The sequence below is a fragment of the Kitasatospora sp. NPDC058406 genome (assembly GCF_042722765.1).
In the GTDB taxonomy this organism is placed as follows: domain Bacteria; phylum Actinomycetota; class Actinomycetes; order Streptomycetales; family Streptomycetaceae; genus Kitasatospora.
The window spans coordinates 1-24,665 of the sequence record NZ_JBHXKE010000066.1 but is presented as its reverse complement, the minus strand read 5'-3'; the positions used below and the strand labels follow the sequence as shown (position 1 = coordinate 24,665).

The window sequence follows — 24,665 nt, the reverse complement described above, 5'->3', positions numbered from 1 at the left end:
CGGGGATCAGAAGCGACGGGTGACCAGCGCCCGCTTCACTTCCTGGATCGCCTTGGTGACCTCGATGCCACGCGGGCAGGCCTCCGAACAGTTGAAGGTGGTCCGGCAGCGCCAGACGCCCTCACGGTCGTTCAGGATCTCCAGCCGCTGCTCCGCACCCTCGTCGCGCGAGTCGAAGATGAAGCGGTGCGCGTTGACGATCGCGGCCGGACCGAAGTACTGGCCGTCGTTCCAGAAGACCGGGCAGGACGACGTGCACGCGGCGCACAGGATGCACTTGGTGGTGTCGTCGAACCGCTCGCGGTCCTCGGCGGACTGCAGGCGCTCGCGGGTCGGGTCGTTCCCCTTGGTGATGAGGAACGGCATGACGTCCTTGTACGCCTGGAAGAACGGGTCCATGTCCACGATCAGGTCCTTGAGGACCGTCAGGCCCTTGATGGCCTCGATCGTGATCGGCTTCTCCGGGTTGACGTCCTTGACCAGGGTCTTGCACGCCAGCCGGTTGCGGCCGTTGATCCGCATCGCGTCGGAGCCGCAGATGCCGTGGGCGCAGGAACGGCGGTAGGTGAGGGTGCCGTCCTGCTCCCACTTGATCTTGTTGAGCGCGTCCAGGACGCGCTCCTTCGGGTCCATCTCCAGCTGGTAGTCGACCCACACCGGGTCCGGGTGCTCCTCCGGGTTGAACCGGCGGATCCGGAAAGTGACGGTGATCAGCTTGACGGCCCCGCTCTCGGCCGCGTCCAGAGCGGCCGAGTGCTTCTCCACGGTCGGAGTGCTCATCAGTACTTACGCTCCATCGGCTGGTAGCGGGTCGTGACGACCGGCTTGTAGTCGAGGCGGATGGAGGTGGTGCCGTCCGCGGCAACCTCCTGGTACGCCATGGTGTGCTGCATGAACTTCACGTCGTCACGGGTCGGGAAGTCCTCGCGGTAGTGACCGCCGCGCGACTCCTCGCGGGCGAGCGCGGAGACGGCCAGGACCTCGGCCAGGTCGAGCAGGTTGCCCAGCTCGACGGCCTCCAGCAGGTCCGTGTTGTAACGGAAGCCCTTGTCCTGGATCGCGACGTTCTTGTACCGCTCGCGCAGCGCGGCGATGTCCTCGACCGCCTGCTTGAGGGTGGCACCGGTGCGGTAGACCATGGCGTTGGTGTCCATGGTCTCCTGCAGCTCCTTGCGGATCACCGCCACGGACTCGGTGCCGGTGGACTCGCGCAGGTTGTCGACCAGGGCCTGGACCTTCTCGGCCGGGTTCTCGGGCAGCTCGGTGTAGCCCACCGTCTGCGCGTAGTCGGCGGCGGCGATGCCGGCGCGCTTGCCGAAGACGTTGATGTCCAGCAGCGAGTTGGTGCCCAGGCGGTTGGCGCCGTGCACGGACACGCAGGCGACCTCGCCGGCCGCGTACAGGCCGGGGACCACGTCGGTGTTGTTGCGCAGCACCTCGCCCTCGACGTTGGTCGGGATGCCGCCCATGGCGTAGTGCGCGGTCGGCTGGATCGGGATCGGGTCCGTGTAGGGCTCGATGCCGAGGTAGGTGCGCGCGAACTCGGTGATGTCCGGGAGCTTGGCGTCCAGCTGCTCCGGCGGCAGGTGGGTGAGGTCCAGGTAGACGTGGTCGCCGTCCGGACCGCAGCCGCGGCCTTCGCGGATCTCGGTGTAGATCGCGCGGGAGCAGACGTCACGGGACGCGAGGTCCTTCATGACGGGGGCGTAGCGCTCCATGAAGCGCTCGCCGTCCTTGTTGCGCAGGATGCCGCCCTCGCCGCGGGCGCCCTCGGTGAGCAGGATGCCCATGCGCCAGATGCCCGTCGGGTGGAACTGGAAGAACTCCATGTCCTCCAGCGGCAGGCCGCGGCGGTAGACCAGGGCCTGGCCGTCACCGGTGAGGGTGTGGGCGTTGGAGGAGACCTTGAAGAACTTGCCGGTGCCGCCGGAGGCGAAGACGACCGACTTGGCCTGGAAGACGTGGATCTCGCCGGTGGCCAGCTCGTAGGCGACGACGCCGGCGGTCTTGCCCTCGTTGAGCAGCAGGTCGAGGACGTAGAACTCGTTGAAGAACTCGACGCCGTGCTTGACGCAGTTCTGGAACAGCGTCTGGAGGATCATGTGACCGGTGCGGTCGGCCGCGTAGCACGAGCGGCGGACCGGGGCCTCGCCGTGGTTGCGGGAGTGGCCGCCGAAGCGGCGCTGGTCGATCCGGCCCTGCTCGGTGCGGGAGAAGGGGAGACCCATCTTCTCCAGGTCGAGGACGGCGTCGATGGCCTCCTTGCACATGATCTCGGCGGCGTCCTGGTCGACCAGGTAGTCACCACCCTTGACCGTGTCGAAGGTGTGCCACTCCCAGTTGTCCTCCTCGACGTTGGCGAGGGCGGCGCACATGCCGCCCTGGGCCGCGCCGGTGTGGGACCGGGTGGGGTAGAGCTTGGTGAGCACCGCGGTGCGGCTGCGCTGGGTCGACTCGATGGCCGCGCGCATGCCGGCGCCGCCGGCGCCGACGATGACGGTGTCGTACTGGTGAATCTGCATGGGGGTTCTAACTCGCCTCTGGCCTCTGCCGATTGCCGATTAGATGTTCGGGTCGAAAGTGAAGATCACCAGGGTGCCGAGCAACACGGTGAAGACCGTGGCGGCGCCCATGAGGCCCTTCAGCCAGAGCCGGGTGGAGTCCTTCTCGGCGTAGTCGTTGATGACCGTCCGCATGCCGTTGGAGCCGTGGAGCATGGCCAGCCAGAGCATCAGGAGGTCCCAGCCCTGCCAGAACGGCGAGGCCCAGCGGCCGGCCACGAAGGCGAAGCCGATCTTGGAGACGCCGCCGTCGAGCACCAGCATGATCAGCAGGTGGCCGAGGATCAGCACCACGAGGACGATGCCGGACAGGCGCATGAAGAGCCAGGCCAGCATCTCGAAGTTGGTACGGGTGCGGCGCGGGGTCTTCTTCGTCCGCTGGCGCGCCGGCTCGATCACGAAGTCGTCGGCGGGGTTGCCCGTGCCGAGACCCTTGCCGGTGTGCGCCTGGGCGGAGGGGACCACCAGGGCGTCGGAGATTTCCGTGGACATGTCTCAGATCACTTCCCGAACCAGGAGGTCAGCGTGTGCTGCAGGATCGGGTAGAAGGCGCCGGCCATCAGGACGACCCAGACCCCGACCACGGACCAGAGCATCTGCCTCTGGTACTTCGGGCCCTTCGACCAGAAGTCGACGGCAACGACCCGCAGGCCGTTCAGGGCGTGGAACAGGATGGCGGCCACCAGGCCGTACTCCATCAGGTTCACGAGTGGCGTCTTGTACGTCTGAATGACGGTGTCGTACGCCTCGGGGGACACGCGCACCAGTGCGGTGTCCAGGACATGTGCAAACAGGAAGAAGAAGATGAGGACGCCGGTGACTCGATGAGCCACCCAGCTCCACATGCCTTCCCGGCCGCGGTACAGCGTTCCAGCCGGCACGGAAAAACCCTCCGGAAGCGATTGGGGGCTCGGCCGGCTTCGGTGTCGGTCAGCCCGGCCGGGTACGGTCCACCGGCCGCGAGCATCCTATCGACGCCGTGTCGGGAACCGCCTCCGGGGGCCCGAGGTGTGATCAATCAGGCACGACTGGCCTAGTCGGGCGGGAACCCGGGCGTCGGTTGTTACGGAAAGTGATGGTTCGGGCGCGCTACCGTGCGCACCCCCCGAACCCTGCCGCCGACACCCTGCCGAGGCCCCCGTGCTGCCCTCCCCTCCCCGCCCCTCGCCCGTTCCGCCGCCCCGTCTCCCGCTCCGCCGTTCGCCCCGCCTATCGCTCAGGCCCTCGACCCGCCCGCTGTCCGGCCTGGTGCTCGGCGCCCTGCTCCTCGCCACCGGCTGCGCCACCGTGGACGGCTCCGCCGACCGGGCCCGGGGCGGCGGCCCGGGCCGGGAGCTGTCGGCGGCCGAGCTGCGCGCGGCCGTGGTGACCGACGCCGACCTCGGCCCCGGCTACACGGTCACGGTGATGACGCCGGGTCACGGCGAGACCGGCTCGGGGGGCGGGCGGGAGGTCGCCGACCTTCCGGTGTGCCAGCCGCTGCTGGACGCGGTGACCCCGGCGGTGGCGGCCGGCGCGGCCTCGGCCCCGCCCGGCCCGGCGGCGCCGTACGCGGAGACGGACGTGGGCGTGGCGCGGGCCGCGGACCCGGAGGGGAGCGTCTACGGGGGGCTGCTCGGCTACCGGGGCGACCGGGCGGCCCGGCTGCAGGCGGAGCTGGGGGGCCTGTTCGGTCCGTGTGCGGACTTCACCTCGACGGCGCCGCCGCCGCCGGCGGAGAAGGGGCGCAAGGAGGTGCGGACCCGGCACCGGCTGAGCCGGAACGACACGCCCACGCCCGGGGGAGCCGACGCCGTGACCGGATTCACCCTCACGAATGAATCGGGCTCGGTGGTGCTCGCTCAGCGTGCGGTGCTGGCGCGGGTCGGTCCGGCGCTGGTGGTGTTCAGCACGGTCGGCGTGGGCCCGGCTCCGGCCCCCGAGCCGGACGGGCGGATCGTCGGCCAGCAGGTGGCCAAGCTGCGGGCGGCCCAGAAGGGCTGAGCCGCCCGGAGAACGACCGGGCGGCTCAGCGGGCCGAGGCCCCGGAGTGGGTGGCGACCAGGTGTTCCAGGCGGGTGAGGGCGATCCGGCGCAGTTCGTCGGACGCCACCAGACGCTCCTCGTCCCGGTCGTTGGCGAGCCGGGTGCGGATCGAGCTGAGGACGGTGTCGAGCATCTCCTCGGGGACGACGTTCTCCAGGCAGACCACGAAGACGTGGCCGAACCTGGCCTCGTAGGCGGCGTGGGCCGCCCGGAGCGCGGTGTGCGCCGCCTGGCTGCCGGGTGCGCGCATGCCGAGGAGCGGCTGCGGCATCCAGCTCTCGTCCGCCAGCGCCTCGGCCAGGTCGGCCGGGCGCAGGTCGTACGAGGCCTCGCTGGCGGCGGCCAGCAGGGACTCTATGTCGGGGTAGGGCCGGTGCGCGGTGAGCCTGAGGGCCCACCGGTGGCTGCCGCAGCAGGCCAGCAGGGCCTCTTCGGCGGCGCCGGCGTCGGCCTCGTTGAAGCGGTGCAGTCCGAGGAGGGTCGGCTCGGTCCGGGGGTCGAGCCGCTGTGACGGAATGTCGCTGGCCAGCGGGTCCTCCTCGTGAGGGCGGGAAGGGGCCGGTGAAGTGGTGGTGAAGTCAGGTGAAGTATGAGGCTGCGGGGCGGCGTCCAACGCCCCTCCGTCAGCGACTCAAAGGTAGTTGAGCGGTCATCAGTTGGGGAGAGCGCACGCGGATTTCATCCGAACGAGCTATCAAGTTGTGACGTTGACACCTCGGTGTCAGCGCCCTCCCCATCTTCATCTGCTACGACGTGCCGTCCCCCGTGCCCCTTCCGTCAGCACCGCGTTCCACGGGGTCGCTCCGCACGGCGCCCGGCAACGCGTCAGGAACACCTGGTCCCGGCGGCCGGGAGCGTTCCCTCGGTGAGGTAGGCGGCGTAGGCCGCGTCGATGCAGCCGTTGCCCTTGCCGAAGGCGCCGTGGCCCTCGCCGACCCGGGTCAGCAGGGTGGCGTTGGCGAAGCCCTTGGCCAGCGACTCGGCGGCGGCGTACGGGGTGGCCGGGTCCCCGGTGGAGCCGACGACCAGGATCGGCGCGCTGCCCTCGGCCCGGACGGTGTGCGGCTTCTCGGGCGACCTGAACGGCCAGCCGGTGCAGGAGCCCTCGGTGAAGTCCTCCGCGGTGACGTCCTTGGTGAGCAGCGGGGCCTCCTGCCGGAGCTTCGCCACGGCCGCCTGGGCCTGCTCGGGCGTCGGGGCCGAGGAGGCGCCGTCGGCGCAGCGGACGGCGACCAGGGCCGCCTCGCTGGGGTCGTAGTGGCCCTGGTCGTCCCGGCCGTTGGACTCGTCGGCGGAAGCGAGCAGGACGTTGCCCTGGCGGGCCTGCATCGCCTCGGCGAAGGCGAGCCGCAGGTACGGCCAGTAGGTCTTCTCGTCGCCGTAGAGCATCTGCGTGACGCCGGTCCAGGCGAGGCCGCTGCCGACCTTGCGGCCGTCCTTGGTGGGCAGCGGCTTGTCGCGCAGCCCGTCGAGGAAGTCGGCGGCCTTCTTGGCGGCCTTGGCGGAGGACTTGCCCAGCGCGCACTCGTCGGCGTGGTTCTCGACGCAGTCGACGGCGAAGCGCTCGAAGGACTTCGCGAAGCCGATGATCTGGTTGACGCTGCTGTCGAGGCTCTCCTGGGCGGGGTCGACGGCGGCGTCGAGGATCAGCCGGCCGGTGTTCCCGGGGAACTCCTCCGCGTAGAGCGCGCCGAGGTAGGTGCCGTAGGAGATGCCCAGGTAGTTGAGCTTCTGGTCGCCGACGGCGGCGCGCAGCACGTCCAGGTCGCGCGCGGTGCTGCGGGTGCCGACGAAGGGCAGCAGCTTGCCGGACTTGGCCTGGCAGGCGGCGATGTACTCGGCCTCCTGCTTGTCCGACAGGGCCTTCGCCTCCTGCGGGTCGAGCGGGTCGTCCTGCGCGTTGAGCGCGTCGCGCTGCTTGTCGTCCAGGCAGACCACCGGGGAGCTGCCGCCGGTGCCGCGCGGGTCGAACCCGATCACGTCGAAGCGGTTGTGCAGGGTGCCGTCGAACTGCTCGGCGCCGAACTTGACCATCTCCACGCCGGAGCCGCCCGGGCCGCCGGGGTTGACCATCAGCGAGCCGATCCGCTGGTCCTGCTTGCCGGCGGGCAGCTTGATCAGCGCGAGGTCGAGGGCCTCGCCCGCCGGGTCGGCGTAGTCGAGCGGGACGTGCAGCTTGCCGCACTTCATCAGGGACGTGTCGATCTTCGCCTCGGCCGCCTCGGCATCCGGGGCGCAGGCGGCCCAGCTGATCTGCTGGCCGTAGAACGGCTTGAGCGCGGGGTCGGCGGCGCCGGTCGGCTTCGCGGTCGGGGTGGGCGTCGGGGTGGGCGTCGGCGTCCCGGCGGCTGTGGTGGCGGCCGTCGGCGGGGTGGTGGCGGCCTGGTCCTGGGCGGGCTTCTGGTCCCCGCCGCACGCCGTGGTGAGGAGAAGGGTGCCGGCAGCGACCGCGGCCAGCAGAAAGCGCGGGCGGGCGGCCCGATAATTCGTCATCGCACGTATGTACCACTGTCGGGTGACAGCCCCGGTGCGCACCCCCGGGGTGCCGGCCCCGGAAGGCCGGTGCCGAAAGGCTCGAACGTATGCGAACAGCCTGAACGCCGCCATGGGCCGGGCCGCACCGTGGCGGCCCGGCCGGGGGCGGGGGAGGGGTCAGAGTTCCCGGTGCACCTTGTGGTTGGCGGCCTGGGCGCGCGGGCGGACCACCAGCAGGTCGATGTTGACGTGGGACGGCCGGGTGACCGCCCAGGCCACGGTGTCGGCGACGTCCTCCGAGGTCAGCGGCTCGGCGACGCCCGCGTACACGGAGGCGGCCTTCTCCTCGTCGCCGCGGAACCGGGTGACGGCGAAGCCCTCGGACTTGACCATGCCCGGGGCGATCTCGATCACCCGGACCGGCTCCCCGCACAGCTCCAGCCGGAGCGTCGCGGCGATGGTGTGCGCCGCGTGCTTGGCCGCCACGTAGCCGCCGCCGCCCTCGTACGCGGCCAGCGCCGCGGTGGAGGAGAGGACGAGGATGGTGCCGTCGCCGCTCGCCCGCAGGGCCGGCAGCAGCGCCTGCGTCACGTGCAGCACGCCGAGCACGTTCACCTGGTACATGGCCAGCCAGTCCGCCGGGTCGCCCGACTCCACCGGCTCGGCCCCGATCGCCCCGCCGGCGTTGTTCACCAGGACGTCCACCCGGCCGATCCCGGCCGCGAAGGCGTCCACGGCGGCCCGGTCGGTCACGTCCAGGGTGTGGGCGCGCCCACCGATCTCCTTGGCCAGCTGCTCGATCCGGTCGGTCCGGCGGGCGGTCAGCACCACGTCGAAGCCCTCGGCCGCGAGCCGGCGGGCGGTTGCCGCGCCGATCCCGCTGCTCGCGCCGGTGACGACGGCCACCTTCTGCTCGGTCATTGCCACTCCTGAGATATCCGGTCGGTTCAGCCGATCATCTCAAGGCCGCTCGCCCCCGGGCCGCCGGCGTTACATTGCGAGGGGAGGGGACCGTCCGGCCGAACACCGCGGAGGACACCATGACCCCCGAACCGCCGCCCGAACCGCGCCGCACCGAGTCGGGCCTCCCGATCGCGCCGCTCTACGGCCCCGAGGCCCGGGCCGGCCGGGACCCGGCCGAGCGGCTGGGCCGGCCGGGCGCGTACCCGTACACCCGGGGCGTCCACCCGTCGATGTACACGGGCCGGCTCTGGACGATGCGCCAGTACGCCGGCTTCGGCACCGCGGCCGAGTCCAACGCCCGCTACCGGCAGCTGATCGCCGGCGGCTCCACCGGCCTCTCGGTCGCCTTCGACCTGCCGACCCAGATGGGTTACGACTCGGACGCCCCGCTCGCCGCCGGGGAGGTCGGCCGGGTCGGCGTCGCGGTGGACAGCGTCGAGGACGTGGCCGACCTGTTCGAGGGCATCCCGCTCGGCGAGGTCTCCACCTCGATGACCATCAACGCACCGGCCGCCCTGCTGCTCCTGCTCTACCAGCTGGTCGGCGAGGCCCGGGGGGTGCCGCCGGCCCGGCTCACCGGCACCGTGCAGAACGACGTGCTCAAGGAGTACATCGCCCGCGGCACCTACATCTTCCCGCCGCGGCCCTCGCTGCGGCTGGTCGCGGACGTCCTCCGGTACTGCCGGGCCGAGATCCCGCGCTGGAACACCATCTCGATCTCCGGCTACCACATGGCCGAGGCCGGTGCGACGCCCGCGCAGGAGGTCGCCTTCACCCTGGCCGACGGCATCGCGTACGTGCGCGCCGCACGGGCGGCGGGTCTGGCGGTGGACGACTTCGCGCCCCGGCTCTCCTTCTTCTTCGTGGCCCGGACCACGCTGCTGGAGGAGGTCGCGAAGTTCCGCGCGGCCCGCCGGATCTGGGCCCGGGTGATGCGCGACGAGTTCGGTGCCCGGGACCCCCGCTCGCAGATGCTGCGCTTCCACACCCAGACCGCCGGGGTGCAGCTGACCGCCCAGCAGCCCGAGGTCAACCTGGTCCGGGTCGCGGTGCAGGCCCTCGCGGCGGTGCTCGGCGGCACCCAGTCGCTGCACACCAACTCCTTCGACGAGGCGATCGCGCTGCCCACCGAGAAGGCGGCCCGGCTCGCCCTGCGCACCCAGCAGGTGCTCGCGTACGAGACCGACGTGACCGCCACCGTCGACCCGTTCGCCGGCTCGTACGCCGTGGAGGCGCTGACCGACGCGACGGAGGAGGCCGTGCTCGTGCTGATGGCCCGGGTCGAGGAACTCGGCGGCGCGGTGGCCGCGATCGAGGCCGGGTACCAGAAGACGGAGATCGAGCGGAACGCCTACCGGATCCAGCGGGAGACCGAGGCGGGGGAGCGGACGGTGGTCGGGGTCAACCGGTTCCGGCTGGCGTCCGAGGAGCCGTACCGGCCGCTCAGGGTGGACCCGGAGGCCGGCCGGCGGCAGGTGGCGCGGCTGGCCCGGGTGCGGGCGGCGCGGGACCGGTCGGCGGTGGACCGCTCGCTGGCCGCGCTGCGCCGGACGGCCGGGGGGCCGGACAACGTGCTGTACCCGATGCGGGAGGCGCTGGCCGCCCGGGCCACCGTGGGCGAGGTCTGCGACGCGCTGCGCGAGGTCTGGGGCGGCTACGCCCCGGTCGAGCGGTTCTGAGTGGTGCGGGGCCGGACCGTCGGTGCCGCCGTGCGATTCCGAGCCATCGTCAATTCCCCTGGTGGGAAGGGCGTGACCTTGATCGCCGACGGTCGTTGCACTGGGCAGGAACCTGGGGAAGGCGGCTGAAACAAGATGTCATACCCACCTGCTCGGCCGGTATGCGCCCATCCGGGGACTTCTTTTCCGGAAGTCGGGCCAAATCCCCCCAACGGGCCTACCCTTGTTGAGATGAACCGTCGTGAGTCCGCCCAGTCGGCCGTCACCCTCACCGCTGCCCGTCCCGCCGCCGGTCTCCGTGACCGGGTGAGCGGGCTGGAGCCCGAGCTGATCGCCTTCCGGCGGGACCTGCACCGGCACCCGGAGCTGGGCCGCCAGGAGTTCCGTACCACCGGTCTGCTGCGCGACCGCCTGGTCGCCGCGGGCCTCGCCCCCCGGATCCTCCCGGGCGGCACCGGAATGCTCGTCGACGTCGTTCCCGAGTCCGCACCGCGCGGGGCCGGCTTCCTGGCGTTCCGTGCCGACATCGACGCCCTGCCGATCGACGACGCCAAGACCGACGTCCCCTACCGTTCGACCGTGCCCGGCCGGGCCCACGCCTGCGGCCACGACGTGCACACCTCGGTGGTGCTGGGCACCGCGCTGGTGCTGGCCGAGGCGGCCCGCACCGGCGAGCTGCGCCGTCCGGTCCGGCTGGTCTTCCAGCCCGCCGAGGAGGTCATGCCCGGCGGTGCGCTGGACGTGATCGCGGCCGGCGGGATGGACGGCGTCGAGCGGATCTTCGCGGTGCACTGCGACCCGAAGGTGGAGGTGGGCCGGGTCGGGCTGCGGGTCGGGGCGATCACCTCGGCCTGCGACCGCCTGGTCCTGAGCCTGGACGGTCCCGGCGGCCACACCGCCCGCCCGCACCTGACCACGGACCTGGTCACCGCGATCGCCCGGATGGCGGCCGACCTCCCGACCCTGCTGGCCCGCCGGATGGACCCGCGCTGGGGCGTCTCGCTGGTCTGGGGCCGGATCGCCGCCGGCTCCGCGCCCAACGTGATCCCGCAGCACGCGGAGCTGGAGGGCACCGTCCGCTGCCTGGAGCTGGCCGGCTGGCGGGATGCGCCGGAGCTGCTGCACGAGCTGATCGCCAGGCTCGCCGAGACGTACCGGGCCAAGTGGACGCTGGACTACCACCGGGGTGTCCCGCCGGTGGTCAACGAGGCGGTCTCGGTGGCCCTGCTGGAGGAGGCCATGACAGCGCGTTTCGGCCGCTCCGGCCGCCAGGTGGTGGAGGACACCGAGCAGTCGCTCGGCGGCGAGGACTTCTCCTGGTACCTGGAGCACGCTCCGGGTGCGCTGGCCCGGCTCGGCGTCCGCACCCCCGGCGACACCGCCGTCCGTGACCTGCACCAGGGCAGATTCGACGTGGACGAGCGCGCGATCGCGATCGGTGTGGAGCTGTTCGCGGCGCTGGCACTGGATCCGGACACGGAGCCCGGGGAGGGCTCCGAGGTCCTCTGAGGGCCCTTTCGGCGGTCGTAAACCGGACACTCACCATGAGTGTCCGGTTTGTCGCAATACAGGCTTTATTTACGGTTACGTACACTGGGCTGCGCCAGTTCCGACCGCCGTTCCTGCACGGAAAAGGGGCGTCGGGAGGGCCGTGAGACCACGGTTTGATAACAACCCGAATGCTCCGGCGGCCCGTAACCCAACCGTGTTCTACGCGCGTTACGGTGGCGTCCGACCACGCTAATCGGGTGCGTGTGAGAAGGAGATACTCCCTTGCGCCGTTCTACTAAGCTCGCCGCGGTTGTGCTCTCGGGTTCCCTGGGCATCGCCTCGCTCGCCGCTTGCGGCGCAAAGAGCAACGACACCGCCGCCTCTTCCGGCTCCGCCGACGGCGGCCTGAAGGTCGGCATGGCCTACGACATCGGTGGCCGTGGCGACCAGTCGTTCAACGACTCCGCCGCGCGCGGCCTGGACAAGGCCAAGAACGAGCTCGGCGTCGCCGTGACCGAGGCCGACGCCAAGACCGGCGAGGCCGAGGCCGACAAGGAGACCCGGCTCAAGAACCTGGTCACCGCCGGCTACAACCCGATCATCGCGGTCGGTTTCGTGTACCAGGCTGCGGTCGAGAAGATCGCCAAGGAGAACCCGAACACCAAGTTCGCGATCATCGACTCGGCCTCCGAGACCCAGCCGAGCAACGTCACCTCGCTGACGTTCTCCGAGCAGGAGGGCTCGTACCTGGCCGGTGTGGCCGCCGCGCTCAAGTCGAAGAACAAGCACGTCGGCTTCATCGGCGGCGTGCAGACCGAGCTGATCAAGAAGTTCGAGGCGGGCTACCGCGCGGGCGTCAAGTCCGTCGACCCGAACATGCCGGTCGAGGTCACCTACCTCACCACGCCCCCGGACTTCTCCGGCTTCGCCTCGCCCGACAAGGGCAAGGAGGCCGCCCAGGGCCAGCTCGACAAGAAGGCCGACGTCATCTACACCGCCGCCGGCTCCTCCGGCAACGGTGCGATCGAGGCCGCTGCCAACGCCAACGCCCTGGCCATCGGCGTCGACTCCGACCAGGCCGCCCAGCCGGCCCTGGCGAAGTACAAGAACAGCATCCTCACGTCGATGGTGAAGAACGTCGACAAGGCCGTCTTCTCCTACGTCGAGTCGATCAAGAAGGGCACCCCCTTCACCGGCGTGAAGAACTTCGACCTCAAGGCCGACGGTGTCTCGCTGGCCACCACCGGCAACAAGATCGACGACATCAAGGCCAAGCTCGACGAGGCCGGCAACGCCATCAAGAGCGGCGCCACCACCGTCCCGACCGACCCCACCAAGTAGGGGTTCGACCGGACGTCGCTGCCGCTGCCGCCTGCCCGGCAGCGCCATGATGGACGCAACATCAGGGAGGGGCCCGGAAGGGTGCGCTCAGTGCGTACCCCCGGGCCCCGTCCCGTCCCTCCACCGCTTTTCGCTTTTGGCCCTCCAGCGCAACGACGCGCCTCCAGACCACCAGGAGATCGCCATCACCGCATCCGACCCCGCCCCGCACACGGGCGGTACCCCCAGCGCGGGGACGGCGACACCGGCCGTCGAACTGCGCGGCATCACCAAGCGCTTCCCCGGTGTCGTGGCCAACCACGACATCAACCTCACCGTCCGCACCGGTACCGTGCACGCCCTCATGGGCGAGAACGGCGCCGGCAAGTCGACGCTGATGAAGATCCTCTACGGCATGCAGAAGCCGGACGAGGGCACCATCGCGATCAACGGTGAGCTGTGCGAGTTCAACACCCCGGGCGAGGCCATCGCGCGCGGCATCGGCATGGTGCACCAGCACTTCATGCTCGCCGACAACCTCACCGTCTGGGAGAACGTCGTCCTCGGCGGCGAGCACCTGTTCGGCATCGGCGCCAAGGCCAAGGCGAAGATCAAGGAGATCTCCGACCAGTACGGCCTGGGCGTGCGCCCGGACACCCTGGTCGAGGACCTCGGCGTGGCCGACCGCCAGCGCGTCGAGATCCTCAAGGTGCTCTACCGCGGCGCCAAGATCCTCATCCTCGACGAGCCCACCGCGGTGCTCGTCCCGCAGGAGGTCGACGCGCTCTTCGACAACCTGCGCGAGCTCAAGTCCGAGGGCGTCACCGTCATCTTCATCTCGCACAAGCTGCACGAGGTGCTCTCGGTGGCGGACGCGATCAGCGTCATCCGCCGCGGCACCACCGTCGGCGACGCGGACCCGAAGAGCGTCAGCGCCCGCCAGCTGGCCGAGCTGATGGTCGGCTCCGAGCTGCCCTCCCCGGAGAGCCGCGAGTCCACCGTCACCACCGACGTGATGCTGGACGTCGCGGGCCTGCGGATCGCCAAGACCGACGCCGAGGGCATCGAGCGCGTGGTCCTGGACGACATCTCGCTGCGCATCCACAAGGGCGAGATCCTCGGCATCGCCGGTGTCGAGGGCAACGGCCAGGCCGAACTGGTCGAGGCCGTCATGGGCATGCTGCCGCTCGACGCAGGCGCCGTCACCCTCGACGGCAAGGACCTCTCCGGCACCCTCACCCGGGCCCGCCGCCAGGCCGGCATCGGCTACATCCCCGAGGACCGCCACCGGCACGGCCTGCTGCTGGAGGCCCCGCTCTGGGAGAACCGGATCCTCGGCCACGTCACCGAGGCCCCGAACTCCAAGGGCGTCCTGCTCGACCCCGCCGGTGCCCGCAGGGACACCGCGCGGATCGTCGAGGAGTACGACGTCCGCACCCCCGGCATCGAGGTCACCGCGGCCTCCCTCTCCGGCGGCAACCAGCAGAAGCTGATCATCGGCCGCGAGATGAGCCACCGGCCCAAGCTGCTGATCGCCGCCCACCCCACCCGCGGTGTGGACGTCGGCGCGCAGGCGCAGATCTGGGAGCACATCCGGGTCGCGCAGCGCGAGGGCCTCGCGGTCCTGCTGATCTCCGCCGACCTGGACGAGCTGATCGGGCTCTCCGACACCATCCGGGTGATCTACCGCGGCCGGCTGGTCGCCGACGCGGACCCGGCCACCGTCACCGCCGAGGACCTCGGCACCGCGATGACCGGTGCGGCCCGCGGCCACATCGAGTCCGAGCCCGAGGCCGTCGAGGAGTTCCAGGCGACCCGGGTCGAGGGCACCGAGGCCGAGCCCGCCGCCGGGGACGACGCCCCGTCCGTCACCGCCGGGGACGACACCCCCACCGACACCGCCGACGACCAGCAGGCGGGGGAGTAGCCACATGACCAGTCCCAACCCCGCAGCCAAGCGTTCGCTGGCGCAGCGGATCAGCGGCGAGAAGATCGTGCTCGCCCTCGCAGCGCCGGTGCTCGCCGTGCTGCTCTCCGTCGTGATCTGTTCCGTCCTCCTGGCGACCTCGGGCAAGAACCCGTTCGACGCCTGGAACGTGATGATCACGTACGCCACCAAGTCGGACGGCCAGGTGGCCATCCTCAACCGGTCCACCACGTACTACCTGGCCGCCGCGGCCGCCGCCTTCGGCTTCCGGATGAACCTCTTCAACATCGGCGTCGAGGGCCAGTACAAGGTGGCCGCGCTGTTCGCCGCCTTCGTCGGCAGCCGGCTCGACCTGCCGTCGTTCATCCAGATCCCGCTGCTGCTGATCACCGCCATGCTGGTCGGCGGCCTGTACGCGAGCATCGCCGGTCTGCTGAAGGTCCTCCGCGGCGTCAGCGAGGTCATCTCGACCATCATGCTGAACGCCATCGCGGTCGCCATCGTCGGCCTGCTGCTCGTCCCCGGCATCTTCGCGCCGGAGAAGAGCGGCACCAGCAACTCGATCCAGACCGCCCCGGTCTCGGAGTCCAGCCACTTCTTCGCGATCAACACCGACGGCGGCCCGCTCTACGGCTTCCTCTTCATCGCGATCCTGGTCGGCGTGGCCTTCCAGTTCACCCTGACCCGGACCCGCTTCGGCTTCGACCTGCGCGCCACCGGCCGCTCGGAGTCCGCGGCGACCGCGTCCGGCGTGAACGTCAAGCGCATGGTCGTCATCTCCATGGCGGTCTCCGGTGCGCTGGCCGGTCTGATCGGTCTGCCCGAGCTGCTGCAGAACTCGTACAACTACGGCCAGAGCTTCCAGGGCGGCCTCGGCTTCCTGGGCATCTCGGTCGCGCTGCTCGGCCGCAACAGCCCGATCGGCATGGCCTTCGCGGCCCTGCTCTTCGCCTTCCTGGACGCCACCGGCTCCCAGCTGCCGCTCCAGGGCGGCTTCCCGTTCGAGATCGTCCCGGTCATGCAGGGCACCATCGTCATCTGCGTCGTCGTCGCCTACGAGCTGGTGCGTCGCTACGGCCTCAAGCGCCAGCAGCAGAAGGTCGGCGCCGAACTCGCCGCCCAGGCCGCCGCGGCCAACGAGAAGAAGGAGGTGTCCGCATGAGCACGGCCACCGCAGCCCGGGCGAAGGCGCCGGGCGCTCCCGCCAAGAAGCGCAAGATGTCCTGGCCGGTGGTGCTGCTGCTGATCGCGGGCGCCCTGGTCCTCTTCTCGGCCGTCGGCATGATCACCGACAACCACTCGCTGACCTCCTCCGGTCAGGTCACCGCCGCGCTCAGCGCCGCCGTGCCGATCGGCATGGCGGGCCTCGGCGGTCTCTGGTCCGAGCGGGCCGGCGTGGTCAACATCGGCCTCGAAGGCATGATGGTCGCCGGCACCTTCGCCGGCGCCTGGGGCGGCTACCTGGTCAGCCCGTGGTTCGGCCTGGTGGCCGGCATGCTCGGCGGTGCGCTGGGCGGTCTGCTCCACGCCGTCATCACCGTGACGTTCGGCGTCGACCACATCGTCTCCGGCGTCGGCGTCAACCTGCTGATCCCCGGCATCTGCGCGTACGTCAACCGGATCTACTACAAGGACTACATCTCCGCCGGTGCCGGCGCGAACCAGTCCCCGCCGGCCGATCCGCTGCCGTACATCACGATCCCCGGCCTCTCGTCCGGCCTGAAGGACATCGAGACCCACCACTGGTTCCTGGTCTCCGACGTGGCCGGCGTGCTCGGCGGTCTGGTCACCAACATCTCGGTGGTCGTGCTGCTGGCCGGCGCGCTGATCGTGGTCAGCTACTTCGCGCTCTGGCGCACCGTGTTCGGCCTGCGGCTGCGCTCCTGCGGCGAGAACCCGACCGCTGCGGAGTCGCTGGGCGTCAACGTCTACAAGTACAAGTACCTCGCGGTCATCACCTCCGGCGCCTTCGCGGGCCTCGGCGGCGCGTACCTCTCGCTGGTCGCGGCGCACTTCTACAAGGACGGCCAGACCAACGGCCGTGGCTTCATCGGCCTCGCGGCGATGATCTTCGGCAACTGGATGCCGGGCGGTCTCGCCATGGGCGCGGGCCTGTTCGGCTTCACCGACAGCCTCCAGCTGCGTGACCCGGAGTCGGTGCACGTGCTGATCCTGGTGGTCGCCATCGCGATGGTGCTGCTGGCGCTCTGGAACCTGTACCGCCGCAAGATCCCGGCCGCGCTGATCACCTTCGTGGTCGCCGGTGGCCTCTTCACCTGGTACTTCACCACCGAGGAGGTGCAGCGTCCGCTGATCGTGGCGACGCCGTACGTCATCACCCTGGTGGTGCTCTCGCTGGCCTCGCAGCGGCTGCGCCCGCCGAAGGCCGACGGCCAGATCTACCGCAAGGGCCAGGGCAAGTGACGGCCGCGGCCGCGACGGTCGACTGGGAGGCGCTCCGCGAGGCGGCGCGCGAGGCGATGACCCACGCCTACGCCCCGTACAGCAGGTTCCCGGTCGGCGCGGCCGCCCTGGTGGACGACGGCCGGGTGGTCACCGGCTGCAACGTCGAGAACGCCTCGTACGGGATCGGCCTCTGCGCCGAGTGCGGTCTGGTCTCCGCGCTGCACGCCGGCGGAGGCGGCCGGCTGACCGCGTTCACCTGCGTGGACGGGGCCGGAGAGCTGCTGATGCCGTGCGGGCGCTGCCGCCAGCTGCTGTACGAGCACGGCGGGCCGGAGCTGCTGATCGAGCTGCCGTCCGGGGTGCGCCCGATGAGTGAGGTCCTGCCCGACGCGTTCGGGCCGGAGCGGCTCTAGCACTGCCATTTGTTACGCGCGTAGAGTGTCGCGAGTGGGCCCTGACCGGGCCGACTCGCGGCACTCTTCGCTTTTCGGGTGCCGCCTGCGCGCGATGCTTTCCGCGTGCGGCACCCCCGCACGCCGCTTTTGAATGCCGCTTTTGAACGCTGCTTTTCCGAAACCCCCTCCCGGGAGCAATGGAGCAACCATGGACGCCATCTCCGTCATCAGGACCAAGCGCGAGCGCGACGAGCTGAGCGACGCTCAGATCGACTGGGTCATCGACGCCTACACCCGCGGCGAGGTCGCCGACGAGCAGATGTCCGCCCTGGCCATGGCCATCCTGCTGAACGGCATGAACCTCCGCGAGATCAGCCGCTGGACCGACGCGATGATCCGCTCCGGCGTCCGGATGGACTTCTCCTCCCTCGCCCAGCCCACCAGCGACAAGCACTCCACCGGCGGCGTCGGCGACAAGATCACCCTGCCGCTCGCCCCGCTCGTCGCCGCCTGCGGCGCCGCCGTCCCGCAGCTCTCCGGCCGCGGCCTCGGCCACACCGGCGGAACCCTCGACAAGCTGGAGTCCATCCCCGGCTGGCGCGCCCTGCTCTCCAACGACGAGATGATGGACGTGCTGCGCTCGTCCGGCGCGGTGATCTGTGCGGCCGGCGACGGCCTCGCCCCCGCCGACAAGAAGCTGTACGCCCTGCGCGACGTGACCGGCACCGTCGAGGCCATCCCGCTGATCGCCTCCTCGATCATGTCCAAGAAGATCGCCGAGGGCACCGGCGCACTCGTGCTGGACGTCAAGGTCGGCTCCGGCGCGTTCATGAAGAACCTCGGCGACGCCCAGGAGCTGGCCCGCACCATGGTCGGCCTGGGCAAGGCCGCGGGCGTCAACACCGTCGCGCTGCTCACCGACATGTCCACCCCGCTCGGCCTCACCGCGGGCAACGCGCTGGAGGTCCGCGAGTCCGTCGAGGTGCTGGCCGGCGGCGGCCCCGCCGACGTCGTGGAGCTCACCCTGGCGCTGGCCCGCGAGATGCTGGCCGCCGCCGGCGTCCACGGCAAGGACCCGGCCGACGCGCTGCGCGACGGCTCCGCGATGGACCACTGGCGCCGCATGATCACCGCCCAGGGCGGCGACGTCGACGCCCCGCTGCCGGTCGCCCGCGAGCAGCACGTCATCACCGCCCCGGCCTCGGGCGTGCTGACCAGCCTGGACGCCTACGCCGTCGGCGTCAGCGCCTGGCGCCTCGGCGCGGGCCGGGCCCGCAAGGAGGACCCGGTGCAGGCGGGCGCCGGCGTCGAGATGCACGCCAAGCCCGGCGACACCGTGGTGGCCGGCCAGCCGCTGCTCACCCTGCACACCGACACGCCCGAGCGCTTCGAGTACGCGGTCGAGGCCCTCGCGGGCGGCGTCGAGGTCTCCCCGGCCGGCACGGCGTTCACCCCGAACCCGATCGTGCTGGACCGCATCGCCTGATCCCGCCCCGCCCACCGGGGGCCCGCGCACGGACGGCCGCTCAGGCGTACGTGCACGGGCCCCCGGTGTCGAGCGTCCACGGGCCGACGGCGACGCTGTCGCCGAAGGCGAACTCCCTGCGCGAGGTGCAGCCCGGCCCGTCGTGCACGACGCCGGTGCCCTTGCGCGGATCGACCGGCAGGTAGAGCGGGATGCCCATGGCCGCGTGGTCGCGGACCTTGGCGTGGTAGTCGTTCTCGGGGTTGGACTTCGAGACGATCTCCACGACGAGGAGGACTTCGTGGGGGAGGAGCCCGCGGTCCTCGTCGTCCAGGGCGACCTCGGGGAACACCATCAGGTCGGGATTCCCGAGCCGCCCCAGGCCGACGTCCTCCAGGTCCGCGCCACCGTGGGCGATGTGACCGGGACGGCTCTGCGGGAGCTGGGCGTTGAGCTGCCGGGCGACGCGGACGACCGCGAGCTCGTGCCGCTTGACCGGCGACGTCGTCATGACGATCCCGCCGTCGGCGATCTCGACCTTCCCCGCCCCGGGAATCCTCGGTAGCTGGTCGGCGATCTCGCGCAACCGGGCGTACGCGGCAGGATCGGTGCTCACGGCCCGGAGCGTTTCGACGGTCACCGTCGGCCGGGCCGGCGTCGGCCTGCGGCGTCAGCCGGCGGCGGCGAGGGCGGCCTTGAGGAACTCCTCGGGAGCCTCGCGGATCAGGTCGTGGCCGAAGGGGAGGGTGATCACCGTCCAGGTCGGGTCCTCGCTCAGCCGCGCGAAGGTCTCCAGGAGCGGGCTCTCCTCGAAGGCCGAGGCGTGGAGGTAGGTGCGCCGGGTGACGGCGTCCAGGGCGCCGGTCAGGGTGATCGACTGCAGCAGGGACGCCAGCGGGTGGACGCCGGCGCGCGGGTCCAGCGCGGGGTTGCGGCCCGCCGTGGTGAGGCCGTCGGCGGACGCGCCGGCCAGGTACCGCTGCTTCCAGACCTCGTCGACGATCCCGTACGCCGACTCGCCGTCGCGCGGGACGAAGGCGTCCGCGTACAGCAGCGAGGCGATCCGCTCCGGCACCCGGTCGGCCGCGCCGGAGGCGACCATCCCGCCGTAGCTGTGCGCGACCAGCACCACGTCCGTGAGCTGCTCGGCCTCCAGCACGGACACCACGTCCTGGATGTGCGTGTCGAGGTTGACCGTCCCGTTGTTCAGGTGGCCGCGCTCGGCCACCCCGGTCAGCGTCAGCGGGTACACCTCGTGCCCGGCGGCGCGCAGGCCGTCCGTGAGCGGCCGGAACCACCAGCCGCCGTGCAGCATGCCGGGGATCAGGACGAAGGCGGTCATCGTGCGCTCCTCTGCTCGTACGGGTGGGAAGAGTCGTACGGGTCGTACGGGAGGAAAACTACGGCGGATACCTGACAGCGAACGTCAGGTATCCGCCGGGCGGCGACGGAATCGGCAGGTCCCGGTGGCGTGATCCGGTGGCGGCGTCCGACGGGGTGGACCCGGGAGGGCTACCGGGCGGAGAGCCCGCCCGGCAGACCTTCGGCCCGCCGGAGGGTGGCGGCGGTGTGGGCGCGGCGGGTGGCGTAGAGGGTGACCCCGGCGGCGAGGGCCATGGCGGCGAGGCCGACGGCGGCGGCGCCCGGCCAGCCGGTGGAGTGGTAGGCGTCCGCGCCGACGGTGCCGCCGAGGCTGTTGCCCAGGTAGTAGGCGATCAGGTACAGCGCGGAGGCCTGGGCGCGGCCCTCGGTGGCGGTGCGGCCGACCGCCGAGGACGCGGTGGCGTGGCCGGCGAAGAAGCCGGCGGTGATCAGGACCAGGCCGAGCAGCGCGCAGGCCAACGAGTCGGCGAGCGAGAGCAGCAGACCGGCGGCGGTGGTGCCGATCGCGACGTAGAGCGCGCCGCGCCGGCCGAGCCGGCCGGAGAGTCGGCCGGCGGCGGCCGAGGTGCCGGTGCCGACCAGGTAGACGACGAAGATCGAGGCGGCCACCGACTCCGGCAGGTGGAACGGCGCGGCGATCAGCCGGTACCCGACGGTGTTGTAGACCGCGCCGAAGACGGCCATGAAGAGCATCCCGAGCAGGTACAGCCGGACCAGCAGCGGGTTGCCCAGGTGGCGGCCGACCGTGCGGGCCAGGGCGCGGGCGTCCACCGGGGCCGGGGCGAAGTGCCGGGCGGCGGGGATGAGCAGCCGGAAGGCCAGCGCGGCCAGCAGCGCGAGGGCGGCGGAGGCCGCCAGGCCCCAGCGCCAGCCGAAGCCGGCGGCGACCCAGCCGGAGAGCAGCCGGCCGCCCATGCCGCCGATGCTGTTGCCGGCCACGTACAGACCCATCGCGGAGGCCAGCGCGGAGGGGTGGACCTCCTCGGCGAGGTAGGCCATGGCGGTGGCGGGGAGCCCGGCGAGGGCGGCGCCCTGGAGGACCCGGAGCACGACCAGGGTGGTCAGGTCGGGGGCGAAGGGCAGCGCCAGCGCGAGGGCGGAGGCGGCGAGGACGGACGCCGTCATCACGGCGGTGCGGCCGTACCGGTCGGAGAGCGCGCTGGCGGGGAGCAGGGCGAGGGCGAGTCCGAGGGTGGCGGCGGAGGCCGTCCAGCTGGCCTGGCCGGGGGTCAGGTCGAGGTCGGAGGAGAGGACCGGCAGCAGGCCCTGGGTGGAGTAGAGCAGGACGAAGGTCGCGATACCGGCGGCGAACAGCGCGAGGTTGGCGCGGCGGAAGGCGCGCTGCCCGGGGCGGTGGCGGTCGTCGGCGGTGGCGGCGGCGACGGCCTCCGCGGTGGCGGCGTTGGTGGCGGCGTCCGCGGCGATCTTCGGCCCTGCGGCGGTGGCGGCGGACCTTCGCGCCGCGGTGCTCTGCCGGGCGGCGGCGGTCGCCTGGGCCGCGGCGGTCTTCGGTCCCGCGGCGGTCTTCGGGGTCGGCTGGGCGAGGGCGTCCGGAGTGGCCACGGACGCCCCGGTACTGGAGGGCTGCATGAGATCGACCGTAGGCCCGGCCGAATGATGCGTCCAATGCATGAGACGTCGATAATGCATGCCTACGGGTATGAGTCGAGCGTGCGGCGGTGAGGGTGGTGCGTGCAGGCGTGGAGGACGACGGGGGAAGCGGGGCCCCGGCCCGGCTCGCGGAGTTGGGGCCGGACCTTCCGGCGACGCAACTGGCCCCGAGGCTGGCCCAGTTCGCGGCGGTGGCGCGGTTGGAACACGTGACGCAGGCGGCCGCGGTGCTGGGCATGCCGCAGCCGACGCTGTCCCGGGCGGTGGCCCGGCTGGAGGCCGAGCTGGGGGTGGACCTGCTGGCCCGTCAGGGCCGGACGGTCCGGCTGACCAGGGCCGGCCGGCTGCTGCTCGACTCGGTCGAGCGGGCCCTGGCCGAGGTCGAGCGCGGTGCCGAGGCGGCCCGCGCGGAGGCGGACCCGGCGACCGGCCGGGTGGCGTTCGGCTTCCTGCACACCATGGGGACGGACGCGGTCCCGGCGCTGCTCCGGGACTTCCGGGCCGCGTACCCGCAGGTGCGGTTCCAGCTGGTGCAGGACTACGTCGGCGCGATGCTGGGCCGGTTGCGGGCCGGGGAGCTGGACCTCTGCCTGGTCGCGCCGGTGCCGGAGGACGATCCGGCGCTGGTGGCCCGCCGGCTGGACGAGCAGCGGCTGCACCTGGTCGTCCCGGCCGACCACCGGCTGGCGGGCCGGCGCCGGATCCGGCTGGCGGAGGTGGCGGAGGAACCGTTCGTCGGGCTGGAGCAGGGGTACGGGCTGCGGGCGATCACGGACGGGTTCTGCGCGGAGGCGGGGTTCGTGCCGAGGCTCGCGTTCGAGGGCGAGGAGGCGGAGACGCTGCGCGGGCTGGTGGCGGCCGGCCTGGGGGTGGCGCTGCTGCCGCCGGCGCTGGTGCCGCGGCCGGGGGCGGTGGAGCTGGAGGTGACGGCGCCGCGCACCCGGCGGGCGATCGGGCTGGCCTGGGCGGCGGGGCGGCCGATGACCCCGCCGGTGGCGGCGTTCCGGGACTTCGTGCTGTCGCGGCGGGGGCGGCTGCTGGAGCACGACTGAGGCGGGCGGCGGTCCGGACGACCGACGAGTAGGTTGCCCGGATCGTCCCTTTGGTGGAATTCCCGGTGGACATTGGCCGATTCGGCCGGTGAACGGTGGCCCGTCTACGCGCGTAGGAGCTACACTCCCGCAATGGAGAAGCAGATCCCCGTCACCATCGCGGGCGCCGGCCCCCGCATCCCCACCGCCGATCAGATCGTCCGCGCTCCGAAGGTGCTCCTGCACGACCACCTCGACGGCGGACTGCGCCCCGAGACCGTGGTCGAGCTGGCCGCGGCCGTCGGCTACCAGGGACTCCCCACCACCGACCCCAAGGAGCTCGGTGAGTGGTTCCGCGAGGCCGCCGACTCCGGCTCGCTGGTCCGCTACCTGGAGACCTTCGCCCACACCTGCGCCGTCATGCAGACCCGCGACGCCCTGATCAAGGTCGCCGCCGACTGCGCCGAGGACCTCGCCGCCGACGGCGTCGTCTACGCCGAGGTCCGCTACGCCCCCGAGCAGCACCTCGAAGGCGGCCTGACCCTCGACGAGGTCGTCGAGGCCGTGCAGGACGGCTTCCGCCTCGGCGAGGCCAACGCCCGCGCCGCGGGCCACCGCATCCGGATCGGCACCCTGATCACCGCGATGCGGCACGCCGCGCGTTCGCAGGAGATCGCGGAGCTGGCCAACCGCCACCGCGACTCGGGCGTCGTCGGCTTCGACATCGCCGGCGCCGAGGCGGGCTACCCCCCCACCCGCCACCAGGCCGCCTTCGACTACCTCAAGGGCGAGAACAACCACTTCACCATCCACGCGGGCGAGGCCTTCGGCCTGCCGTCGATCTGGGAGGCCCTGCAGTGCTGCGGCGCCGACCGGCTCGGCCACGGCGTGCGGATCGTCGACGACATCACGGTCGACGAGGACGGCAGCGTGCAGCTGGGCCGCCTGGCCGCGTACGTCCGCGACAAGCGCATCCCGCTGGAGATGTGCCCGACCTCCAACCTGCAGACGGCGGCGGCCACGTCGTACGCCGAGCACCCGATCGGGCTGCTCAGCCGGCTGAAGTTCCGGGTCACGGTGAACACCGACAACCGGCTGATGAGCGGGACCAGCATGAGCAAGGAGTTCGGCCACCTGGTCGAGGCCTTCGGCTACACGCTGGGCGACATGGAGTGGTTCACCGTGAACGCGATGAAGTCGGCGTTCCTGCCGTTCGACGAGCGGCTCGCGATGATCAACGACGTGATCAAGCCGGGCTACGCCGAACTCAAGGCCGAGTGGCTGTTCAGCGCCGGCAGCTGACGCCGTCGCCGTTCGTCGGATGAACGCCCTTCCGGGCCCGTCCTGAACGCCCTTTTCGGGCAAGGAATTTGGCGTTCATCCGACTACCCACTCGTGTGGGTGAACCGCCTTTGGTCCTCGTGCGATCCAATCAATACGGTGTGCCAGTCAATGCTGACCGGCCGTGGCGGACGGAACCCGTCGTGCCAGCCGTACCGGTCGGCCACCGACGAGGACCCAAGGGGACCAACCACATGAAGCAGGCCACTCTCAAGGCCGCCGGCACCGCCGCGCTCGGCCTCGCCATCGCCGCCGTCGGCGCCGGCAGCGCGTCCGCCGCCCCCGCCGCCACCGGTGGCCTGGGGCTCCCGACCGGCGCGCTGACCAACCCGGCCGTCACCGGTGCCGTCACCGACACCGCCGCCAAGCTGCCCGGCGGTGACCGGGTCGCCAACACCCTCGGCACCCTCGCCCCGAGCGCGGGCCAGGCCACCGCCCCGGTCGCCGGTGCGGTCGGCAACCGCGCGGGCGTTCCGAGCATCCCGGGCCTCGACAAGACCCCGGTCGGCGGGCTCACCGGGATCCTCCCGGGCCTCGGCGGCTGACGCTCCGCACCCGCGCACGGCGAACGGGCCGCTCACTCCCCCCGGAG

General features: G+C 71.7%; 22 protein-coding genes. 12 read left to right on the top strand and 10 right to left on the bottom strand.

Annotated elements, in window-relative coordinates; genetic code table 11:
* Positions 1–6 precede the first annotated feature (6 nt).
* The 4 genes from ACFWOG_RS15485 to sdhC are packed head-to-tail and all read right to left on the bottom strand — an operon-like array spanning position 7 to position 3,442.
* Entirely contained in the window at positions 7–780 is a 774-nt protein-coding gene (locus ACFWOG_RS15485) for a succinate dehydrogenase iron-sulfur subunit (RefSeq protein ID WP_329885313.1), read from the bottom strand.
* Positions 780–2,522, bottom strand: coding sequence for a succinate dehydrogenase flavoprotein subunit (sdhA, locus tag ACFWOG_RS15480; RefSeq protein WP_329885312.1), 1,743 nt, complete (start codon positions 2,520–2,522; stop codon positions 780–782). The genes ACFWOG_RS15485 and sdhA overlap by 1 nt, the downstream gene beginning before the upstream one ends.
* Positions 2,523–2,561: 39 nt before the next feature.
* Positions 2,562–3,053, bottom strand: coding sequence for a succinate dehydrogenase hydrophobic membrane anchor subunit (locus tag ACFWOG_RS15475; protein ID WP_329885311.1), 492 nt, complete (start codon positions 3,051–3,053; stop codon positions 2,562–2,564).
* 8 nt (positions 3,054–3,061) lie between these two features.
* A complete protein-coding gene (sdhC, locus tag ACFWOG_RS15470) occupies positions 3,062–3,442 on the bottom strand; it encodes a succinate dehydrogenase, cytochrome b556 subunit (protein ID WP_329885310.1) in 381 nt (126 codons plus the stop codon).
* Between the two features lie 367 nt (positions 3,443–3,809).
* Between sdhC and ACFWOG_RS15465 the strand changes: the two genes are divergently transcribed.
* Positions 3,810–4,544, top strand: coding sequence for a hypothetical protein (locus ACFWOG_RS15465; protein WP_380358614.1), 735 nt, complete (start codon positions 3,810–3,812; stop codon positions 4,542–4,544).
* A 25-nt stretch (positions 4,545–4,569) separates the two neighbouring features.
* Here ACFWOG_RS15465 and ACFWOG_RS15460 read toward each other — a convergent pair whose 3' ends face one another.
* The 3 genes from ACFWOG_RS15460 to ACFWOG_RS15450 form a co-directional block, all read right to left on the bottom strand.
* A complete protein-coding gene (locus ACFWOG_RS15460; protein ID WP_380358639.1) occupies positions 4,570–5,115 on the bottom strand; it encodes a 2-oxo-4-hydroxy-4-carboxy-5-ureidoimidazoline decarboxylase in 546 nt (181 codons plus the stop codon).
* A gap of 296 nt (positions 5,116–5,411) precedes the next feature.
* Positions 5,412–7,079: an alpha/beta hydrolase gene (locus ACFWOG_RS15455; protein ID WP_380358611.1), complete on the bottom strand. Its 1,668-nt coding sequence runs from the start codon at positions 7,077–7,079 to the stop codon at positions 5,412–5,414.
* Positions 7,080–7,238: 159 nt separating this feature from the next.
* Complete coding sequence (locus ACFWOG_RS15450) at positions 7,239–7,982, bottom strand: SDR family oxidoreductase (protein WP_329885307.1); 744 nt, start codon at positions 7,980–7,982, stop codon at positions 7,239–7,241.
* Between the two features lie 119 nt (positions 7,983–8,101).
* Between ACFWOG_RS15450 and ACFWOG_RS15445 the strand changes: the two genes are divergently transcribed.
* From ACFWOG_RS15445 to ACFWOG_RS15410, 8 genes are all read left to right on the top strand, one after another.
* A complete protein-coding gene (locus tag ACFWOG_RS15445) occupies positions 8,102–9,703 on the top strand; it encodes a methylmalonyl-CoA mutase (protein WP_380358609.1) in 1,602 nt (533 codons plus the stop codon).
* 231 nt (positions 9,704–9,934) lie between these two features.
* Positions 9,935–11,212, top strand: a complete 1,278-nt coding sequence (locus ACFWOG_RS15440) for an amidohydrolase (protein ID WP_380358607.1) — start codon at positions 9,935–9,937, stop codon at positions 11,210–11,212.
* Positions 11,213–11,476: 264 nt separating this feature from the next.
* Entirely contained in the window at positions 11,477–12,535 is a 1,059-nt protein-coding gene (locus tag ACFWOG_RS15435) for a BMP family ABC transporter substrate-binding protein (RefSeq protein WP_329885304.1), read from the top strand.
* Between the two features lie 49 nt (positions 12,536–12,584).
* Positions 12,585–14,441, top strand: coding sequence for an ABC transporter ATP-binding protein (locus ACFWOG_RS15430; protein WP_380358636.1), 1,857 nt, complete (start codon positions 12,585–12,587; stop codon positions 14,439–14,441).
* Between the two features lie 4 nt (positions 14,442–14,445).
* Complete coding sequence (locus ACFWOG_RS15425) at positions 14,446–15,603, top strand: ABC transporter permease (protein WP_329885303.1); 1,158 nt, start codon at positions 14,446–14,448, stop codon at positions 15,601–15,603.
* Complete coding sequence (locus ACFWOG_RS15420) at positions 15,600–16,865, top strand: ABC transporter permease (protein ID WP_329885302.1); 1,266 nt, start codon at positions 15,600–15,602, stop codon at positions 16,863–16,865. Before ACFWOG_RS15425 ends, ACFWOG_RS15420 begins: the two co-directional genes overlap by 4 nt.
* Entirely contained in the window at positions 16,862–17,260 is a 399-nt protein-coding gene (locus ACFWOG_RS15415; RefSeq protein WP_329947721.1) for a cytidine deaminase, read from the top strand. Before ACFWOG_RS15420 ends, ACFWOG_RS15415 begins: the two co-directional genes overlap by 4 nt.
* Before the next feature lie 190 nt (positions 17,261–17,450).
* Positions 17,451–18,728 (top strand): thymidine phosphorylase, encoded by a 1,278-nt coding sequence (locus ACFWOG_RS15410; protein ID WP_329885300.1) that lies wholly within the window; start codon positions 17,451–17,453, stop codon positions 18,726–18,728.
* Positions 18,729–18,768: 40 nt separating this feature from the next.
* Here ACFWOG_RS15410 and ACFWOG_RS15405 read toward each other — a convergent pair whose 3' ends face one another.
* The 3 genes from ACFWOG_RS15405 to ACFWOG_RS15395 all read right to left on the bottom strand — a co-directional run bounded on the left by ACFWOG_RS15405 (position 18,769) and on the right by ACFWOG_RS15395 (position 21,680).
* Positions 18,769–19,323: a Uma2 family endonuclease gene (locus ACFWOG_RS15405; protein WP_380358601.1), complete on the bottom strand. Its 555-nt coding sequence runs from the start codon at positions 19,321–19,323 to the stop codon at positions 18,769–18,771.
* A 54-nt stretch (positions 19,324–19,377) separates the two neighbouring features.
* Complete coding sequence (locus ACFWOG_RS15400; RefSeq protein WP_329947720.1) at positions 19,378–20,049, bottom strand: alpha/beta hydrolase; 672 nt, start codon at positions 20,047–20,049, stop codon at positions 19,378–19,380.
* Between the two features lie 170 nt (positions 20,050–20,219).
* A complete protein-coding gene (locus ACFWOG_RS15395) occupies positions 20,220–21,680 on the bottom strand; it encodes an MFS transporter (RefSeq protein ID WP_380358598.1) in 1,461 nt (486 codons plus the stop codon).
* Positions 21,681–21,835: 155 nt separating this feature from the next.
* Between ACFWOG_RS15395 and ACFWOG_RS15390 the strand changes: the two genes are divergently transcribed.
* The 3 genes from ACFWOG_RS15390 (at position 21,836) to ACFWOG_RS15380 (ending at position 24,618) form a co-directional block, all read left to right on the top strand.
* Entirely contained in the window at positions 21,836–22,753 is a 918-nt protein-coding gene (locus tag ACFWOG_RS15390) for a LysR family transcriptional regulator (protein ID WP_380358633.1), read from the top strand.
* Between the two features lie 132 nt (positions 22,754–22,885).
* Entirely contained in the window at positions 22,886–24,034 is a 1,149-nt protein-coding gene (locus ACFWOG_RS15385) for an adenosine deaminase (protein WP_329885297.1), read from the top strand.
* Between the two features lie 233 nt (positions 24,035–24,267).
* Positions 24,268–24,618: an ATP-binding protein gene (locus ACFWOG_RS15380; protein WP_380358594.1), complete on the top strand. Its 351-nt coding sequence runs from the start codon at positions 24,268–24,270 to the stop codon at positions 24,616–24,618.
* The last annotated feature ends 47 nt before the right edge of the window (positions 24,619–24,665 follow it).

What these genes read in the sequence shown, in the direction of transcription:
- ACFWOG_RS15485 (WP_329885313.1), bottom strand. Translation starts at nt 780, where the DNA reads ATGAGCACTCCGACCGTGGAGAAGCACTCGGCCGCTCTGGACGCGGCC.
- ACFWOG_RS15380 (WP_380358594.1), top strand. Translation starts at nt 24,268, where the DNA reads ATGAAGCAGGCCACTCTCAAGGCCGCCGGCACCGCCGCGCTCGGCCTC.
- ACFWOG_RS15400 (WP_329947720.1), bottom strand. Translation starts at nt 20,049, where the DNA reads ATGACCGCCTTCGTCCTGATCCCCGGCATGCTGCACGGCGGCTGGTGG.
- ACFWOG_RS15425 (WP_329885303.1), top strand. Translation starts at nt 14,446, where the DNA reads ATGACCAGTCCCAACCCCGCAGCCAAGCGTTCGCTGGCGCAGCGGATC.
- ACFWOG_RS15395 (WP_380358598.1), bottom strand. Translation starts at nt 21,680, where the DNA reads ATGCAGCCCTCCAGTACCGGGGCGTCCGTGGCCACTCCGGACGCCCTC.
- ACFWOG_RS15430 (WP_380358636.1), top strand. Translation starts at nt 12,585, where the DNA reads ATGGACGCAACATCAGGGAGGGGCCCGGAAGGGTGCGCTCAGTGCGTA.
- ACFWOG_RS15385 (WP_329885297.1), top strand. Translation starts at nt 22,886, where the DNA reads ATGGAGAAGCAGATCCCCGTCACCATCGCGGGCGCCGGCCCCCGCATC.
- ACFWOG_RS15475 (WP_329885311.1), bottom strand. Translation starts at nt 3,053, where the DNA reads ATGTCCACGGAAATCTCCGACGCCCTGGTGGTCCCCTCCGCCCAGGCG.
- ACFWOG_RS15450 (WP_329885307.1), bottom strand. Translation starts at nt 7,982, where the DNA reads ATGACCGAGCAGAAGGTGGCCGTCGTCACCGGCGCGAGCAGCGGGATC.
- ACFWOG_RS15445 (WP_380358609.1), top strand. Translation starts at nt 8,102, where the DNA reads ATGACCCCCGAACCGCCGCCCGAACCGCGCCGCACCGAGTCGGGCCTC.
- ACFWOG_RS15440 (WP_380358607.1), top strand. Translation starts at nt 9,935, where the DNA reads ATGAACCGTCGTGAGTCCGCCCAGTCGGCCGTCACCCTCACCGCTGCC.
- sdhA (WP_329885312.1), bottom strand. Translation starts at nt 2,522, where the DNA reads ATGCAGATTCACCAGTACGACACCGTCATCGTCGGCGCCGGCGGCGCC.
- ACFWOG_RS15410 (WP_329885300.1), top strand. Translation starts at nt 17,451, where the DNA reads ATGGACGCCATCTCCGTCATCAGGACCAAGCGCGAGCGCGACGAGCTG.
- ACFWOG_RS15420 (WP_329885302.1), top strand. Translation starts at nt 15,600, where the DNA reads ATGAGCACGGCCACCGCAGCCCGGGCGAAGGCGCCGGGCGCTCCCGCC.
- ACFWOG_RS15455 (WP_380358611.1), bottom strand. Translation starts at nt 7,079, where the DNA reads ATGACGAATTATCGGGCCGCCCGCCCGCGCTTTCTGCTGGCCGCGGTC.